The organism is Aerococcus sp. UMB1112A, assembly GCF_030230715.1.
Classification (GTDB): Bacteria; Bacillota; Bacilli; order Lactobacillales; family Aerococcaceae; genus Aerococcus.
On record NZ_JASPDS010000007.1, the window covers coordinates 55580 to 70921 of the forward strand.

General features: G+C 46.6%; 14 protein-coding genes. 6 read left to right on the forward strand and 8 right to left on the reverse strand.

Annotated elements, in window-relative coordinates; genetic code table 11:
* The first annotated feature begins 28 nt into the window (after positions 1-28).
* Entirely contained in the window at positions 29-661 is a 633-nt protein-coding gene (locus QP860_RS05520; protein WP_284910733.1) for a CBS domain-containing protein, read from the forward strand.
* Positions 658-1467: a pyruvate, water dikinase regulatory protein gene (locus QP860_RS05525; RefSeq protein WP_284912324.1), complete on the forward strand. Its 810-nt coding sequence runs from the start codon at positions 658-660 to the stop codon at positions 1465-1467. Before QP860_RS05520 ends, QP860_RS05525 begins: the two co-directional genes overlap by 4 nt.
* A 156-nt stretch (positions 1468-1623) precedes the next feature.
* Here the strand turns inward: QP860_RS05525 and metA are convergent, their stop codons facing one another.
* The 4 genes from metA to QP860_RS05545 form a co-directional block, all read right to left on the reverse strand.
* Positions 1624-2562 (reverse strand): homoserine O-acetyltransferase MetA, encoded by a 939-nt coding sequence (gene metA, locus QP860_RS05530; RefSeq protein WP_070616751.1) that lies wholly within the window; start codon positions 2560-2562, stop codon positions 1624-1626.
* A 466-nt stretch (positions 2563-3028) separates the two neighbouring features.
* Positions 3029-4399 (reverse strand): magnesium transporter, encoded by a 1371-nt coding sequence (mgtE, locus tag QP860_RS05535; protein ID WP_210382781.1) that lies wholly within the window; start codon positions 4397-4399, stop codon positions 3029-3031.
* 31 nt (positions 4400-4430) lie between these two features.
* Positions 4431-5354 (reverse strand): RluA family pseudouridine synthase, encoded by a 924-nt coding sequence (locus QP860_RS05540; RefSeq protein WP_284912325.1) that lies wholly within the window; start codon positions 5352-5354, stop codon positions 4431-4433.
* Between the two features lie 34 nt (positions 5355-5388).
* Positions 5389-6183: an NAD kinase gene (locus tag QP860_RS05545; protein WP_067975559.1), complete on the reverse strand. Its 795-nt coding sequence runs from the start codon at positions 6181-6183 to the stop codon at positions 5389-5391.
* 357 nt (positions 6184-6540) lie between these two features.
* Between QP860_RS05545 and QP860_RS05550 the strand changes: the two genes are divergently transcribed.
* Together QP860_RS05550 and QP860_RS05555 are read left to right on the forward strand one after the other, a co-directional pair.
* On the forward strand, positions 6541-7131 hold the full coding sequence (locus QP860_RS05550; protein WP_284910730.1) for a CYTH domain-containing protein: 591 nt from the start codon (positions 6541-6543) through the stop codon (positions 7129-7131).
* 33 nt (positions 7132-7164) lie between these two features.
* A complete protein-coding gene (locus QP860_RS05555) occupies positions 7165-7902 on the forward strand; it encodes a DsbA family protein (protein WP_284912326.1) in 738 nt (245 codons plus the stop codon).
* 96 nt (positions 7903-7998) lie between these two features.
* On the opposite strand, the gene pepF is transcribed toward QP860_RS05555, so the two are convergent.
* The 3 genes from pepF to trpS form a co-directional block, all read right to left on the reverse strand.
* Entirely contained in the window at positions 7999-9795 is a 1797-nt protein-coding gene (pepF, locus tag QP860_RS05560; RefSeq protein WP_070616745.1) for an oligoendopeptidase F, read from the reverse strand.
* 26 nt (positions 9796-9821) lie between these two features.
* Positions 9822-10841: a competence protein CoiA gene (locus QP860_RS05565; RefSeq protein WP_070616744.1), complete on the reverse strand. Its 1020-nt coding sequence runs from the start codon at positions 10839-10841 to the stop codon at positions 9822-9824.
* A gap of 245 nt (positions 10842-11086) precedes the next feature.
* Positions 11087-12079, reverse strand: coding sequence for a tryptophan--tRNA ligase (gene trpS, locus QP860_RS05570; protein ID WP_284912327.1), 993 nt, complete (start codon positions 12077-12079; stop codon positions 11087-11089).
* 450 nt (positions 12080-12529) lie between these two features.
* On the opposite strand from trpS, the gene spxA reads away from it, so the two are divergent.
* Entirely contained in the window at positions 12530-12925 is a 396-nt protein-coding gene (gene spxA, locus QP860_RS05575; RefSeq protein WP_070430294.1) for a transcriptional regulator SpxA, read from the forward strand.
* 270 nt (positions 12926-13195) lie between these two features.
* Positions 13196-13843 carry an adaptor protein MecA gene (locus QP860_RS05580; protein ID WP_070616742.1) on the forward strand — a complete coding sequence of 216 codons (648 nt, stop codon included), beginning with the start codon at positions 13196-13198 and terminating at the stop codon, positions 13841-13843.
* Between the two features lie 472 nt (positions 13844-14315).
* Here the strand turns inward: QP860_RS05580 and lplA are convergent, their stop codons facing one another.
* Positions 14316-15335 (reverse strand): lipoate--protein ligase, encoded by a 1020-nt coding sequence (gene lplA, locus QP860_RS05585; RefSeq protein WP_070616741.1) that lies wholly within the window; start codon positions 15333-15335, stop codon positions 14316-14318.
* Positions 15336-15342 lie beyond the last annotated feature (7 nt).

Consider the following 15342-nt stretch of genomic DNA (forward strand, 5'->3'; position numbering starts at 1 on the left):
GCTAAGAATTAGAAATTGAGGAAGATGCATGAAATTTAGCCAACGCCAAGAGGAAATCATCCGCATTGTCAAGAAGAAGCAGCCCATCACAGCTGATGCCATTGCTGACCATTTCCAGCTCACCAAGTCTACCCTGCGTAGCGACCTAGCTGTCCTCACCATGGTCGGGATACTAGACGCTAAACCAAAAATTGGTTACTTCTATACCGGGCAAAATGTTGAACCGCTCTGGTCCGACCAATTTGCTGACTTGACAGTGGCGGATGTGATGGGGTCTGCTATCCAAGTGAGCCCAGATAGTTCCGTCCAAGAGGCAATCACCCTGCTCTTCCTCTATGATTCCGGTTCGCTCTATGTGAGCCTTCCCGAAGACCAGGAGCTCTTAGGGATTGTCTCGCGCAAGGACCTCCTGAGGGCCAGCCTTTCGGGAGGCGACCAAGGTCAAACGGCTCTAGCGGTCATTATGACCCGGATGCCCAATATTCTGGTCACCCGTGCGGATACCCCCCTCATCGAAGCGGCCAAAATCCTAGTTAAACACGAGGTGGACTCCTTGCCCGTGGTCGAAGACCTAGAACACTTTAAAATTTTGGGAAAACTATCCAAAACCCAGCTTGTCCGTTTATTTGTTCAATCCCTAGTTAGCGAGGAAGATTTATGATTCACAAAAATATCTATATCCTATCAGATGCTGTTGGCGAAAGCGCCCGCCTCATGGCCCAAGCTGTTCTTGCCCAGTTCCAGCACGGTCTCAAGCCCCAGGTTAAACGCTACCCCTTCATCCAGGAGACAGAAGACCTTCTCCCCATTCTGGAAGACGCTAAGAAAGAAGAGGCTCTTTTGGCCGCCACCTTTGTGAATCAAACGCTCGACCACTGTGCCCGCAACTTTGCCCAAGACCAGGGTCTGGCTTATGTCAACTTTATGCAGGAGATGATTGACCAAGTCAGCCAGACCACCCAGTTAGCGCCGAGCCAAGAAATCGGGGCCCAGCGCCGGGTCAACCAAGATTACTTCAACCGCATGGCCGCCATGGAATACGCCATCAAGCATGACGACGGCAAGCTCAGTCAGAAGAGCCTGCTGGAAGCAGATATTATCCTCCTCGGCGTCTCGCGCTCGGGTAAAACGCCCCTCTCCATGTACCTAGCTAACCATTCCTGGAAGGTTGCCAACTTCCCTCTCATGCCAGAAGTTCAGCTCCCGGAAACCCTCCGTCAAGTTCCCCCTAAGAAAGTCTTTGGTCTGATTGCTTCCCCGCGCTACATCCTCAATGTGCGTACCCACCGCTTGAAAGACCTGGGCTTAACAGGGGAGGCCCCTTATAGCCAGCTAGACCGTATCAAGCACGAACTCCAACATGCCCGGTCCATCTACCAAGAACTCGGCATCCAGGAAATCTCCATTGAATACAAGTCCATTGAAGAGAGTGGTTCCGAGATCGAACACTTGCTTAACCTGTCCTAAAGATAAAAATCGATACATAAAAAGGAAGCCAACAGTTGGCTTCCTTTTTGTGTTGATTTCATTCCGTCGACATTTAGTAGACCCTATTCCTTAAATAGCGAACTTTTTCAAAAACGTATTCCAAAAGTCTGGTCTGACCGACTTTTGGAACACTCTCTATTTCTTAACCCGCCATTTCTCCGGAATCTGTTCAATAACAAATGGCGTATCTTGATAGACATAATAGTTCAGCCAGTTGCTAAAGAGCATATTAGCAGCTGTCCGCCACTTCAAGGGTGGAGCTTGCTTGGGATCATCGTTTGGATAGTAATTACGGGGCATCTGGATGGTCTTCCCCGCATCAAGGTCGCGGCGGTACTCCTTGTCCAAGGTATCGGCATCATATTCCACATGGCCAAAAATAAAGACAAAGCGCTGGTCCTTGCTGTAGGCGACACTCACGCTGCCATCTTCCGAATAAGCGAGAACTTCCAGCTCATCCTGTGCTTCAATATCTTCACGACGAACTTCCGTATGCCGGGAATGAGGCATGAGGAAGACATCATCCAGGCCCCGTCCCAGACTATTTTCCCGGTCATTGAGCCGCTGCTCGTAGATACCGAATAGCTTGTCCTTGAGAGGGAACTTATTGATCCCATAATGATGATAAAGGGCAGCCTGGGCCCCCCAGCAAATGTGCATGGTGGAGAAGACATGGCCCTCACTCCAATTCATAATGGCCTCAAGCTCTTCCCAGTAATTGACTTCTTCAAAGGGCATGGTCTCCACCGGCGCCCCAGTAATGATCATCCCATCAAAGTAACGGTCCTTAATATCTTCAAAAGTCCGATAGAAAGTTCGCAAGTGCTTTTCCGAAATATGCTTAGAAGTGTGACTAGCCGTATGAAGAAAAGTGATATTGACCTGCAAGGGCGAGTTACTCAATAGACGGAGCAGCTGCTCTTCGGTCGCTTCCTTAGTCGGCATCAGATTCACAATCACAATTTCAAGGGTACGGAAGTCTTGCATCTCCGCCCGTCGATCATTCATAACAAAAATATTTTCCTCTGCTAAACGGTGAATCGCTGGTAAATTACCTGCAACTTTAATCGGCATATCCTCAACCTCCTAATATCATTCGAAACGTTGCTCCTGCTCACAAGTCATTGATATGAAAACTATTCTTTAACCACTAGCTAGCCAGGCTAAACATCAGGTCAGCTTTTTGAGCTTCCTATCAAATAAAAACGTCCCTACAGTACTCCACTGTAAGGACGTTGATAACGTGTTACCACCTTAGTTTACAGGCTTAAACAGCCTGCCTCATTCGCCATAAGCTATGGCAGTGCTTTAATGGGCACTAAACAGAAGGACTCACGAGCCTAAATACGGCTTATTCTATCCTTCCCTGCTCACAGACCATATTCAATCGCTTCAACGCATCCGTTCTCAGCTTACCGGATTCTCTGTGCCGCGCCACCATCTACTCATCTGTTCTTCGCTTTAATCTTGATATCACTAAACTATCACTATTTTAATCTATTTATAAACTAAAATCAAGTTTCCGGTCTTAGCTCGATAATTACATCAACAAAGGCAGGAATTGCGCCGCGATCGTAAAGTAAATTAATACCGAAGTCAAGTCACTCAAGGTCGTAATAAAGGGACCCGAAGCAACGGCGGGATCGAAGCCTAAACGGTCCATTAAGATGGGGATCAAGCTCCCCGCTAAGTTGGCTACAGTAATGGCACAGAGCATAGCAATTCCAACCACAGCCCCTAAGACAAAGTTAGACTGCCAGAAACCAACAATCAACATAATGGTCAGACCTGTAATCGCCCCACAGAGGAGCCCCGTTACAATTTCTCGCATAATCATCGAAAAAAGCGAGGTCGACTGGTCATCAGGCAAGGCAAGCTTGCGAACCGCCACGGCCAAGGACTGGGTCCCCGCATTCCCTGCCGTCCCTGTGATCAGGGTGATAAAGAGGGACAAGGTAGCGACTTCTGAAATCATGCCTTCAAATTGGCTAATCAAGCTCGATGTCCCCATACCCAGGCAAAGCAAGGTAATCAACCAGGGTAACCGGGACTTGGCAGACTTGGATGGACTCTCATACTGCTCATCCACGTCCACCCCTGCCAGACCAGAATAATCGGCCATGGCTTCGTCATCCATAACATCGAGGATATCATCAACGGTAATAATCCCCAGCAATTCGCCGGTTGCTTCCACCACCGGAATGGCGAAGAAGTCATAGTCCTTAATGGTTCGGGCCACCTGGCTCTGCTCCTCATCGACATCCACCGAGATCACCCGGCTAGACATGACATCAGAGACTAGGACATGGCCTTCACTGAGGATGAGGTCACGCAGGGAGAGAACGCCCACTAAGCGGTTATCATCGTCAACAATATAGAGATAGTAGATACTCTCCGCATTTTCGGCCTTGGCCCGAAGCAGGGTCATAGCTGAACGGATGGTTTGGTTGGCCTTAATCGAGACAAACTCCGTGGTCATAATCCCCCCGGCCGTTTCATCCCCATAATTCATCAGGACCTTAAGTTCATCCGCTCGCGCTTTCGGCATCAGGCGCAGGTAGGTTCGCATCTTCTCCGGTTTCAGGTCATTCAAGATATCCGCAGCATTATCGGTGTACATCTCGCCCAGGACCACTGCCGAATACTGGTCATTCATTTCATTCAGGAAGGCTAAGATCAGGCTTTCATCTTCATCATCGATAATATCGTAGATTTCAGCCAGCTCCTGGGGCTCCAGGAATTCATGGACGAGCTGGCGGTCAGCAAATTCCAAATTCAAATAAATCTGAGCTTGAACAAAGGTATGGTTTTTGAAGAATTCTTCACGAAAAGCCACCCGGTCATTTCGCCTCAAACAGGCCATGACCCCTTCAAAAACCTCTTCATCGGTCATTTGTTGACTTTCATAGATTTCAGGATTTTCAGCGTTTTGGACTTCTTTTTTATCTACCATCTTCACACTCTTTCTCTTGGTCTTCAAAATAACGCGTCTGCCAATCCGACAATTCATCAGCTAAAGGGGCAATAATCTGCAAGTGGTCGCCGGTCAAGGGGTGTTTGAAGGATAAGCTCCGGCAGTGGAGGGCCTGGCGGTCAAGACCGGCTGCCAGGTCTCCGCCGTATAGGCTGTCACCATACAAGGGCGCTCCCGCATGGGCAAAGTGGACACGGATCTGATGGGTGCGCCCGGTATGGAGGCGGACCCCATAGAGGTAACCAGCTGCCGTCTCCCGCAAGAGCTGGTATTCCGTTAAGGCCGGCTTACCGTCTGGGTCAACCCGACGTTCAATGATCGAGCCCGGCTTCCGACCAATGCCCGCTTCAATAAAACCCTGGTCCTTGGGCTGCAGAGGGTCAGGGGTAAAGGCCCAGTAACGCTTATCAATCCCGCCCTGACGCAAGCTCTGGTCCAGGAGCGAATGGGCAAATTGGTGCTTGGCAAAAAGCATCACGCCGCTGGTATCTCGGTCCAAGCGTGTCACGACATGGATGACCTGGTTATCATAATTCTGTGCTTGGTAATAGGCCTTCAAGATATTCGCCATCGACCCCTGGGGATTATGGAAAGAAGGAATCGAAGTATAATAGGCCGGCTTATTGACAGCCAAATAATGGTCATCCTCAAAGAGAATTTCCAAGGGCCCTGGCATCCCCTCAATCTCCTCCTGCTTCCCTTCATCTGGGATTAAGACTTTAATCCGATCACCCACCACGGCCTGGGTCCCCACATAACGGGGTTCATCATTCAAGAGGACCTCCCCGCCATGGTATTTAATCCGAGCTAGGAGACGGCGCGAAATCCCCTTCCCCCGCAAAAAAGTACGAACATACATGTCTTGGTGGACCGTCCATTCAAAAGATAACACAGTGCTTCATTCCTCCCTCGTGTCCTATGCAGAGCTAACCAATAAAGCTTGTCTTGACACGGTTCCAAAAGTGTAAGTGACGGTAACGTGCAAAATGAATCCGCTCTTCGGCAATCCGAAATTCAATCTGCTTAACCTCCTCTAGAGGGGCTGAATATTGGTCAACAAACAAATAGACGCCTGAAATCTCCCCATCACCTGGTCGGAGCACAATCCATTCATCCGGTGCAATCAACATCGAAGAGCTCAAGGTACGGAAGACCCGGTTGTTGAGCGAGGCGATCTCTGTCAGCTGGAGGGTCTGCAAACGCGGATGGACCACAGCTCCCCCTAAGGATTTATTGAGCCCAGTTGAGCCAGTGGGAGTCGATACACAAAGGCCATCCCCTCGAAAGACTTCAAAGAGCTCATCGCGGATATAAACTTCGCAAGTCATGGTCCCCTCATAACGTCGAATAGCCGATTCATTCAGAGCCAAGCGTCGGCTGCTTAGCCCATCACTATGAACGAGGCGCACTTCCAAGAGGGGGTAGGAGACATGCTCACCCTGGTCCCGGCTGATGGCATCGACCAGTTCAGCCACTTGGTTGTCCTTCCAGTCCGTATAGAAACCTAGGTGGCCAGTATGTAAGCCGATAAACCGCACCCGGTCAAGCTGGTCTTGGTAGGCATGGAAGGCATGGAGCAAGGTGCCATCCCCGCCTATACTGATCACGATATCCGGTTGGTCTTGGTCAAGCAAGATCCCCCGCTCTAAAAACAATTCTAGTATTTTTTCTTTTACTGCCAAGGACTGTGTCTTTGGATTATTTACAATAGCAACTTTCATGCGAGCCAGTCCCCCTTTCTTTTCAAACAAACACCCCTATTTTATCATAAAAAGCTTAATAAGCTAGAAAAAATCCCTCTCTCATGAAGACATAAACCGTGACAAAGTCGCTTTCTTCTAGCTCATTTTCCACTAAAGCCCTGAGCAATAGTCTTTATCTATAAACTTTATATTCAATTATAATAAGCGCAAAACCTTGCCTAGTCCTTCTTTATCAGTTACAATTCATATGATTAAAGATTATTTTTTGGTCATCCTAAATTTAATCTTATGAGACTTCAGCCAAGCACATTAGTTTCTATCTCCCCTGAGAATTGCTATAATGGCCTTGAAACAGGGAAGGGGAGGAGCGATCAAATGGAAGAAGAAGTTGAAATCGAATATAAGAATATCCTTTCCCCAACTGAGTACCAGACGCTTATCAGCGAATTTGAAGATTGCGAGCAAAGGATCAAACACTTACACAATATGTATTATGATACGGCTGACCGGCAACTCAAAGCCAGGGGAATGGGCTTACGTATTCGCCAAGCGGATAACTACCAGCACCTCACCCTTAAGGTCCGCCAAGCTGACCAAGAGATGCGGGAATATACGGAGATACTCTCAGTAGAAGAAGTTACAGCCAGTCTAGCCCAGGGACGCCCCGTCATCAAAGAGAGTCTCAAGCAGGTCCTCAATCAGGCTGGTATCACCTGGCAAAGCCTGGAAATGATTGGGCACTTCCAGACCTTGAGGCGGGAACTCCCCTACCAAGGCCAGCTCCTTGTCCTCGATGCCTGCCAATTCGACCACTACCAAGACTATGAACTTGAGATGGAGGTCAACAGTTCCCAAAAAGGCTGGCAAATTTTCCAAAACTTTTTAGAGGAACGGCAAATTGAACGGCGACCTGCTGCCGTCAAAGTCGCCCGTATGCAAGCGACTGTTCCGGATTATACATTTTAGCATAGGCTCAATTGGAAGGAGGTTATCAGCCTTATGAAGCAATTTCAGTATTCTCACAAGCAGACGACCGACCTAACCGCAGAAGACCACGACCATGTCTTCGAGCTCTTCCTATTCGTTAACCCAATGGGAAGTAATTGCCATTCTTGTGAAGAGGAAGTTCTAGACTTTATGGAGCATACCGACAAGCGAGTGTACTATCGCTTCATTGCCTGTAATGACTTCCGCTTATTCAACGAATACTTAAAACAAAAAAACTGGACCAAGCTTAGCCTGGGCGAGCGCAACCGCCTCTACTGCCACATGCACCAGATTGCAGTGGGCTACAAGGCTGCCTTGCTCCAAGGCAAGAGAGTGGGCCGACAATTTCTCATGACCATGCAGGAGCACTTTGGTCTCGCTGAAGAAGAATTTACCAAAGAACGAATGCTTGAACTCGCCAAAGAAGCCCGCGTCGACCTCGGGATGTGGCAGGAAGATATTGATTCTGGTTCTGCCCTTAAGTCTTACCATACAGATCTCAAAATCGCCCAGCAGATGAAGATTCGTTCTAACCCTAGCCTGGTCATCTTCGACAATTTGGATTTTCGCTACGGTCTCAAATTAGACCAGGATATCACTAAGGACAACCTGGACTATATCACCGACCAAATGATTCATCCAACAGAAGATAGTTTATTCAATTACCAAGCCAGCCATTATCATAACAAGGCCAACAAAAGCCAAGTGTCCACCATTAACACCGGCAACCTGCGCCTACTCAATAAATAAAAAAAGAGACCCCTTGAAAAGCCAGCTTAACTCGCCAGCTCTTCAAGATTGGGTCTCTTTTTTTCTTGTTCTCTATTTTTAATAAAGGAAGCTTTTTTAAGCCATTAATTGTTTCAGTTCTTGGAGGCGAGCCTTGAATTGGACAAAGGCAGAATCCAAGTAGTCACCCTTGGTCATATCCACACCAGCGCGCTGCATCACCTGAATCGGGTAATCGCTAGAGCCCGCTGATAAGTAGCTTAGGTAAGCACTAACAGCCCCCTCTTCCCCACGACTAATCCGTTCAGCCAAACGATTGGCAGCAGAGAAACCTGTCGCATATTGGTAGACATAGAAATTATAATAGAAATGCGGAATCCGTGCCCATTCCATAGCAATCGTCTGGTCTTCAGGATCAACAGCTGACCCGTAGTAGCGTTGGTTGAGTTCGAAATAGGCCTTATTGAGGGTCTCTGCCGTCAAACTTCGCCCTGCGGCTGCCTCTTCATGCATCCACTGTTCGAATTCAGCGAACTGGGTCTGTCTAAAGAGCGTCCCCTTCACGCTATCCAAGTATTGGTTGAGAATATAGATCCGGGTCTCCGTATCTTCCACGGTCGCTAAGAGATATTCAGTTAAGAGATTCTCATTCGTGGTCGAGGCAATCTCAGCCAAGAAGATCGAATAATCTCCATAAACATAAGGCTGGTGCTTGCGGGTGTAGTAAGAATGCATACTGTGACCCAGTTCATGGACCAGAGTATAGACATCATTTAAGGAATCTTGCCAGTTGAGCAGAACATAAGGCTTGGTGTCATAGGCACCAGATGAATAAGCCCCTGACCTTTTACCGATATTCTCATAGACATCAATCCAGCCTTCCTCAAAGGCCTGTTCCAGATCAGCCAAATAAGCCTGGCCGAGGGGCGCTAGGGCCTTGCGGGTAAGTGCCTTAGCCTCTTCAAAAGTAAAGCGGATAGGCGCCTCACCAGCTAGGGGCGTATAGAGGTCATACATCTGCATCTTTTCCAAGCCAAGTTGGTCTTTACGGAAGTTTAAGTAGTCGTGGAAGTCTCCTAGGTGGTCGTTCACCTTTTCTACCAGACGATCATAGACAGCCACGGGAATATGATTTTGCGCCAGAGCAGCTTCGCGTGCACTATCATAGTGACGGAGCTTGGCCTTGTAATTGTGGCTCTTCACATTATTACTCATATTCTCGGCCAGGGTATGAATCAAGCCTTCATAGCCCTGGTAGAGATTGTGGAAGGCCTGACGGCGCAAGTTGCGGTCCGAGTGTTCTAATAAGCGGCCATAACTCCCATGAGTTAAGGAAATTTTCTGACCATCCGCCGCTTCAACCGGCTCAAAAGTTAAGTCAGCGTTATTAATCATGCTAAAAATCCGTCCTGGGCTAGAGAAGATTTCACCCGCTGCTGCTAGGGCCTTTTCCAATTCAGGATCAAGGACATGGGCCTTCTGGTCTCTCAATTCCTTAAAGAATTGCCCGTAATCCTCACGCTCAGCGAGGCGGTCCAAACTGTCATCGGGCAAGGCCAAGACTTCAGGCTCAAACCAAGACAGAGCACTTGAGACCTCAGTCAAGAGACCACTGGCTTTGTTATTATAGTCCAAATACTTGGCGTTAGTCGTATCCTGGTCGTGCTTGAGATGGGCATAGACATAGAGCCGTTCCAGTTGCCGGCTAATCTCTAAAAGAACCTCTAGGGCGCCAATCACCTGGTCTTCCCCCTTATGGAGCTGGCCTTGGTAAGGGGCGAGACGGTCTAAATGTTGGCTAAAATTAGCTAAATCTTTTTCAAAGTCTTCATCTTGGGCATAAATTGAGCTCAGGTCCCACTGGTAGGCGGGATCCATAGCCTCTCTGGCTTGGGCTTCTTTAATTTCTGACATATGATATCCTCCTTTATTCTCTCTTCCTATTCTAGCATAGTCTCACCCGCCTTCAAAAACTGAGGCAAGCTCTGGAAGAGATAGTTCAAAAAATCTTCTCTTAATGCTAACTCAAAAACAGGATGCGGGCGCCAAGACAAGGCTTGGGCCAAGTCCTCTCGAGTCAAAAAGCCCTGGTTAACCAAGTAAGTATAGGCTAAAACTAGCCAAAAGGGCTCTTCAGTGAGTAAAGATTTGTCTGTGACTAAGACCAAGATCTGGGGCAAATCCATGAGAGAGAGGCCGACCTGATAGAGGCAATTGAGCAAACGCCGCTCCGACTGGCTGGGCCGCCTTAGGATCTCCAGTAAGCGACGCTGGTAATGTGAGGGAGACAGACTATGGATGGCCTGCTTAGGGATCAGTTGACTAAAGTTGAAATCCTCCTCCCAGCCTGTCAACTGACAGAGGGCGAGGTAGTCCGGGAGCGATAGCCGGTAGACTGTCCCGAGCCTCCCATAATAATCAAGAGCATATAGACGAACATCAGCCGCTTCCTCGTGCCAATAAGGCAGGCAGAGGCCTAGCTGGGCAAAGGGCTTGAGGAAGGGCCACAAACGCTTTAAATAAGCTGGTCGCAGCTTGAAGTGGGGCGACTGGTGGCCGAGCAACCAGAGCAAATTAAAGCCTGCAAAATGATAATCACTAGTCCGCTGCCCTGCTTCCTCAGCTGACATTTGCGCATATTGGATCTCTAAAACCCAGCGCTTATCTACGCATAAGTCAGCCCGTCGTTTAATCGTATCGATAGGCAGTTCCGTCAAGACCTCATAGCCTCCTGCCCTTAGGATTTCGGCCATTTGTTCCTTAGAAGCCCGGTGGCGGTCAGATTCCCCTCCCCCAGTAGAACGCTTAGCTTGGTGGGCAAAGTAAGGGCGACCTCGCCGCGGTTGGCAGAAGTTTACTTGCTTGTGGCAAGTCGGACAATAAAAGCGCGGCTGGCTCTCCAAAGCCCCCACCTGGCTCGCTGCAATCAATTGATTATTTTCGATATGTGCAAAAAACATCTCACGCACCTCCTATAGATATATAAACCAAATTGCGCCAAATCCACGAAAGTTTATTTAGAATATAGGAAGCCAAAAAGATGCTCTAATTTTTTTGATGACGAGTAATCGAAAAAAATTAATAGCGGCTAGTTTTGTTTAAAAAGTAAACGTATGCTCACCCAGACAATTTAAATAACGAGCAGATAAAAAAGCAAGTCCCCTTTTTGATAGGAAACTTGCTTGCTTTGACTATAAAACTTGCATTAATAACGCAGCCCCATAGCATCTTCCATCTCAGCCAGGGTTTGGTTGGCAATGACTTCTGCCTTCTTAGCCCCTTCGCGCAAGATATCTTCCAGTTCATCAGACTCGAGCAAGTCATAATAACGGGCTTGCATCGGTGATAAGAAATCAGCCATCACTTCAGCCAAGTCGCCTTTAAAGGCCCCATAGCCTGAACCCTCATACTCAGTGACTAAGTCGTCAATGCTCCGATTCGAGAAAGCTGAATAGATGTCTAAGAGATTGGAGACCCCTGGTTTTTCTTCAGGATCATAGCTAATGACACCAGAAGAATCCGTCACAGCAGACTTGATCTTCTTAGCAGCCTTCTTGGGTTCATCCAAGAGCGAGATAAAGGCCTTCTGATTATCATCTGACTTGGACATCTTCTGACTTGGATCCTGCAAGCTCATAATCCGGCCCCCTGACTTAGGCGTCAAGTGTTCTGGCTTGGTTAGGATAGGCTGGTCCTTGCTGGCAAAGCGCTTGTTAAAGCGGTCCACAAAATTCCGGGTCAGTTCCATATGTTGCTTCTGGTCATCCCCCACAGGCACTAAGTCGGCATGGTAGAGGATAATATCTGCCACCATCAAGGTTGGATAGGTCAAGAGCCCTGACATAACAGACTGTTTCTTGGCTGACTTATCCTTAAACTGAGTCATCCGTTCCAACTCGCCCAGAGGAATCAGGCATTGGACCAACCAGCCTGCCTTAGCATGAGCCGCAACATCCCCCTGTACGAAGATGGTTGACTGATCTGGATCGACCCCCAAGGCAAGATAGAGAGCCGCTAAATGCCGTGTATTCTCTCTTAAGCTTTCTGGATCTTGGGGCACCGTGATGGCATGCTGGTTCATAATACAATAGATGGTATCGTGGTCATTTTGCAGGTCAACAAATTGCTTGAGCGCGCCCACATAGTTCCCTATGGTCGGGATACCACTCGGTTGAACCCCTGAAAAAATTTTTTTCATTCCTGCTTCCTCCTAGTTAGTAAATTACCTTCTTATTATAGCATTAGCCCTCAAGGAATTCAGTAGAAGACTGTTTTTTTCCTGCGACTTTTAATTCAAAAGTTGCTTTTAATGGTATTAAATCAGATCTGTGGTAGAATAATGAGTTGCACATTTTTATTCCAAAAAACTATATCTCCTTAAAAGGCGCGAGATCTTAAGCTTTAATTATTGCGAGTGAATAAAAAAAGAAATAAAAATACAAAAAATGTTTTTATTTTTTCTTTATTGTAGATAAATCCATTTCTTTACAAATTACTTACAATTTAAAAGCCCTTCATGTCAGGCTTTTAACCCATCTTCGTATTTAATCAAATTCTTACTTTCGAAAGTAGCTTTAAATGGATTTTAATAATTGTTATAATAAGTATGTTGAATGATGCATTAGTCATTTCTTAAGGAGAGATGCAAATGGTAAAATTATACACGTCACCAAGTTGCACTTCATGCCGTAAAGCGCGCGCTTGGCTAGAAGAGAACGACATAGCTTACGAAGAGCGCAATATCTTTTCCGATCCCCTCAGTTCAGATGAAATCAAAGACATTTTACGTATGACTGAAAATGGGACTGAAGAAATTATTTCAACAAGATCTAAGGCTTTCCAAGAATTGGACCTCAATCTTGAAGAAATCGGTTTGAATGAACTGTTTGATTTAATTCAAACAACGCCAGGCTTACTTCGCCGTCCAATTATTATGGATGAGAAGCGCCTGCAAGTAGGATACAACGAAGATGAAATTCGTCGCTTCCTACCTCGTAAAGTTCGTAAGATTGAACTGCATGAAGCTTTACGTAAGATGGGCTAATAATTCATCTAAGGAGTGTGTTTTACGCACTCTTTTTTATTTACTTCCCTAGCTAATTAACATTGACAATTAGTCCTAAAAAGCAAATTCAAAAGCAGAGCGGATGCTTACTTAAAGGCTATACACTTTTATTCTTCCAAAGATTTCTGTGTCATTCAAGCAAAAAAGCTTAAAATTGCTTCTTTTCGCATTTTTCAATCAGAATCAATTTACTATTCTCGCTTTTTACGATAGACTAGAATAAACAGCAAGAGATTGAGGTGAGACCCAATGGAAATGGAATATATCAATGAAAATACTATGCGTGTCTTTATCGCGTCAGAAGACCTCGTCGACCGAGGAATTTCCTTCACCGATATTATTAGTGACCAGAAGGCTGTCGAAAGTTTCTTCCTATCTGTCTTGGAAGAAATGGATACCTCCCGGCGCTTCCAAGACTCGGAAGCCCTCACCTTCCAAGTGATGCCTAAAAAGGGAGGAATTGATCTCTATATCAGCAAGACAGGACCTGAAACCTCCCCTGAAGAAGAGCGCCGAGCCTATAAGAAATTGCTCGATATTATCGAAGAAGGCGAAAGTGCCTTAGACGAAGAAGATAGTATCTTGAGCAAGGACTGGGACCAAGAAGACTGGAATCAGGTCATTCTTGGCTTCCAAAAATTCGATGACCTTATCGCCTTCAGCCACGCCTATCCCCTAAGAGATGTCCAAGTCGACCTCTACCAGCTAGGCGGCCAATTTTATTATCTTTTAACCTTTAACCCGACTGAATATGATCCAGGAACCATCGAGAACGCCATCTATTGTGCCCTCGAATACGGACAACTTCCATCCATCAACCAAGCAGTCCTAAGAGAACACGGCCAAATCCTAGCAGAAGGCCGCGCCAACCAAACCATCGCCCAAAACTTTAAATAAAGGGTGTGAGGGCTGGCGCTTAGCTTTCCTTCACTGGAACAAGTCAACAGAGCAGTCTAAAGGACTGCGGCGGAGACTTGTGAAGAGGAGCCCTTTCTGCATCCTCGAACCCAACTAGACCAGGGTGTGAGACTTGGCGTTTAGGCTTGGATGATTAAAGTAAGTCGGAATAAGACTTTGACCACATAAGCACCCTACCAAGAAGCTAACCAGCTATAATTCAGTCTGGCTAGCTTCTTTTTTACTAAAATACATATTCTTTAGATAAACTATCGCGAGGCGAGCCCTCAGTAGACAAATTAGCTAGCCTTCCTTCAAGCCATCGCCAACAAAATGAATCCTCTAACAGCATAACAAAGGCCCCAAAACCATCACTCAGCGGATCGTTTTGGGGCTTTTCCCTTCTTTATGAAAATTTGAGAACAAAACCAAGACAGGCAAACTTGCTCACACATGCCACTTCCCTGAGCAACTAATAAATCAAGTCAATCAAGTCTTCGACGGAGATGTTGCCAAAATATTTATTAATATCAAGGGTTGAGAAAGTCTCTCTTAAACCCTCTTCCGTATAGTCCGAGCCTCTGAGGGCCTCTTCTACATCGGAGATTTCGCCCAGGCCGAAGAAATCCCCATAAATTGAAATTTCTTGAATTTTTCCTTTAGAGATATTGAATTGAAATTCAATTTGACCAGCTGGCGTCCGGCCTTCGCGGATCAGTTCATAGTCTGGATCCTTGCCATAATTCCAATCATCATTGCCGGTATAGCGATCTCTAAAGCGGAAGATTTCTTCCCAGTCTTCATCCGTCAATTGATACTCTTTGACTTGGTCTAGGCGATCGACATCAAAAATAAATTTCAATAGAATTTCACGGAATTCATGGATAGAAATATTTTGATAATCATCGTTCAAGAAAGGTTTAATATTCGTCACCCGGCTGCGAACTGATTTAACCCCCTTAGACGTTAATTTTTCTTTCTTAGGCTTTAAGACCTCTGTCGTTACCGAAATATCCACGTCAAACATCAGGGTCCCGTGGGCGGTCATCCGGCCCTTGTGGCTGTACATGGCATTACCGGAGAACTTCTTGCCATCAATCACCAAGTCATTGCGACCGCGTAACTCTGCTCCCTCAACCCCCATCTTATGCAAGGCATCGATCACAGGGTCTGTAAACTTCTTGAAATTGCGGAAGGAATTACCATCGTCATCGGTGATAAAGCAGAAGGAAATATTGCCTAGGTCATGGTAGACCGCACCCCCACCAGAAAAGCGGCGGACGACATGGATATTATGGTCACGCACATAGTCCTGGTTGATTTCGGCCCGGGTGTTCTGGTTTTTACCAATAATAATAGAAGGCTCATTAATATAAAAAAGAAGAATGGGCTCATCTAAACGTTTCTCATTGAGTAAATAGTATTCAATGGCTAAATTAAGCCTAGGATCATAGATTTCTTCACCTTGGTATTCATTCTTTACGTAATACATCGTTTCC

Excerpts from the sequence above, each read along its gene's own strand:
- QP860_RS05520 (WP_284910733.1), top strand. The coding sequence starts at position 29 with ATGAAATTTAGCCAACGCCAAGAGGAAATCATCCGCATTGTCAAGAAG.
- QP860_RS05525 (WP_284912324.1), top strand. The coding sequence starts at position 658 with ATGATTCACAAAAATATCTATATCCTATCAGATGCTGTTGGCGAAAGC.
- metA (WP_070616751.1), bottom strand. The coding sequence starts at position 2,562 with ATGCCGATTAAAGTTGCAGGTAATTTACCAGCGATTCACCGTTTAGCA.
- QP860_RS05545 (WP_067975559.1), bottom strand. The coding sequence starts at position 6,183 with ATGAAAGTTGCTATTGTAAATAATCCAAAGACACAGTCCTTGGCAGTA.
- QP860_RS05550 (WP_284910730.1), top strand. The coding sequence starts at position 6,541 with ATGGAAGAAGAAGTTGAAATCGAATATAAGAATATCCTTTCCCCAACT.
- QP860_RS05555 (WP_284912326.1), top strand. The coding sequence starts at position 7,165 with ATGAAGCAATTTCAGTATTCTCACAAGCAGACGACCGACCTAACCGCA.
- pepF (WP_070616745.1), bottom strand. The coding sequence starts at position 9,795 with ATGTCAGAAATTAAAGAAGCCCAAGCCAGAGAGGCTATGGATCCCGCC.
- QP860_RS05565 (WP_070616744.1), bottom strand. The coding sequence starts at position 10,841 with ATGTTTTTTGCACATATCGAAAATAATCAATTGATTGCAGCGAGCCAG.
- trpS (WP_284912327.1), bottom strand. The coding sequence starts at position 12,079 with ATGAAAAAAATTTTTTCAGGGGTTCAACCGAGTGGTATCCCGACCATA.
- spxA (WP_070430294.1), top strand. The coding sequence starts at position 12,530 with ATGGTAAAATTATACACGTCACCAAGTTGCACTTCATGCCGTAAAGCG.
- QP860_RS05580 (WP_070616742.1), top strand. The coding sequence starts at position 13,196 with ATGGAAATGGAATATATCAATGAAAATACTATGCGTGTCTTTATCGCG.
- lplA (WP_070616741.1), bottom strand. The coding sequence starts at position 15,335 with ATGTATTACGTAAAGAATGAATACCAAGGTGAAGAAATCTATGATCCT.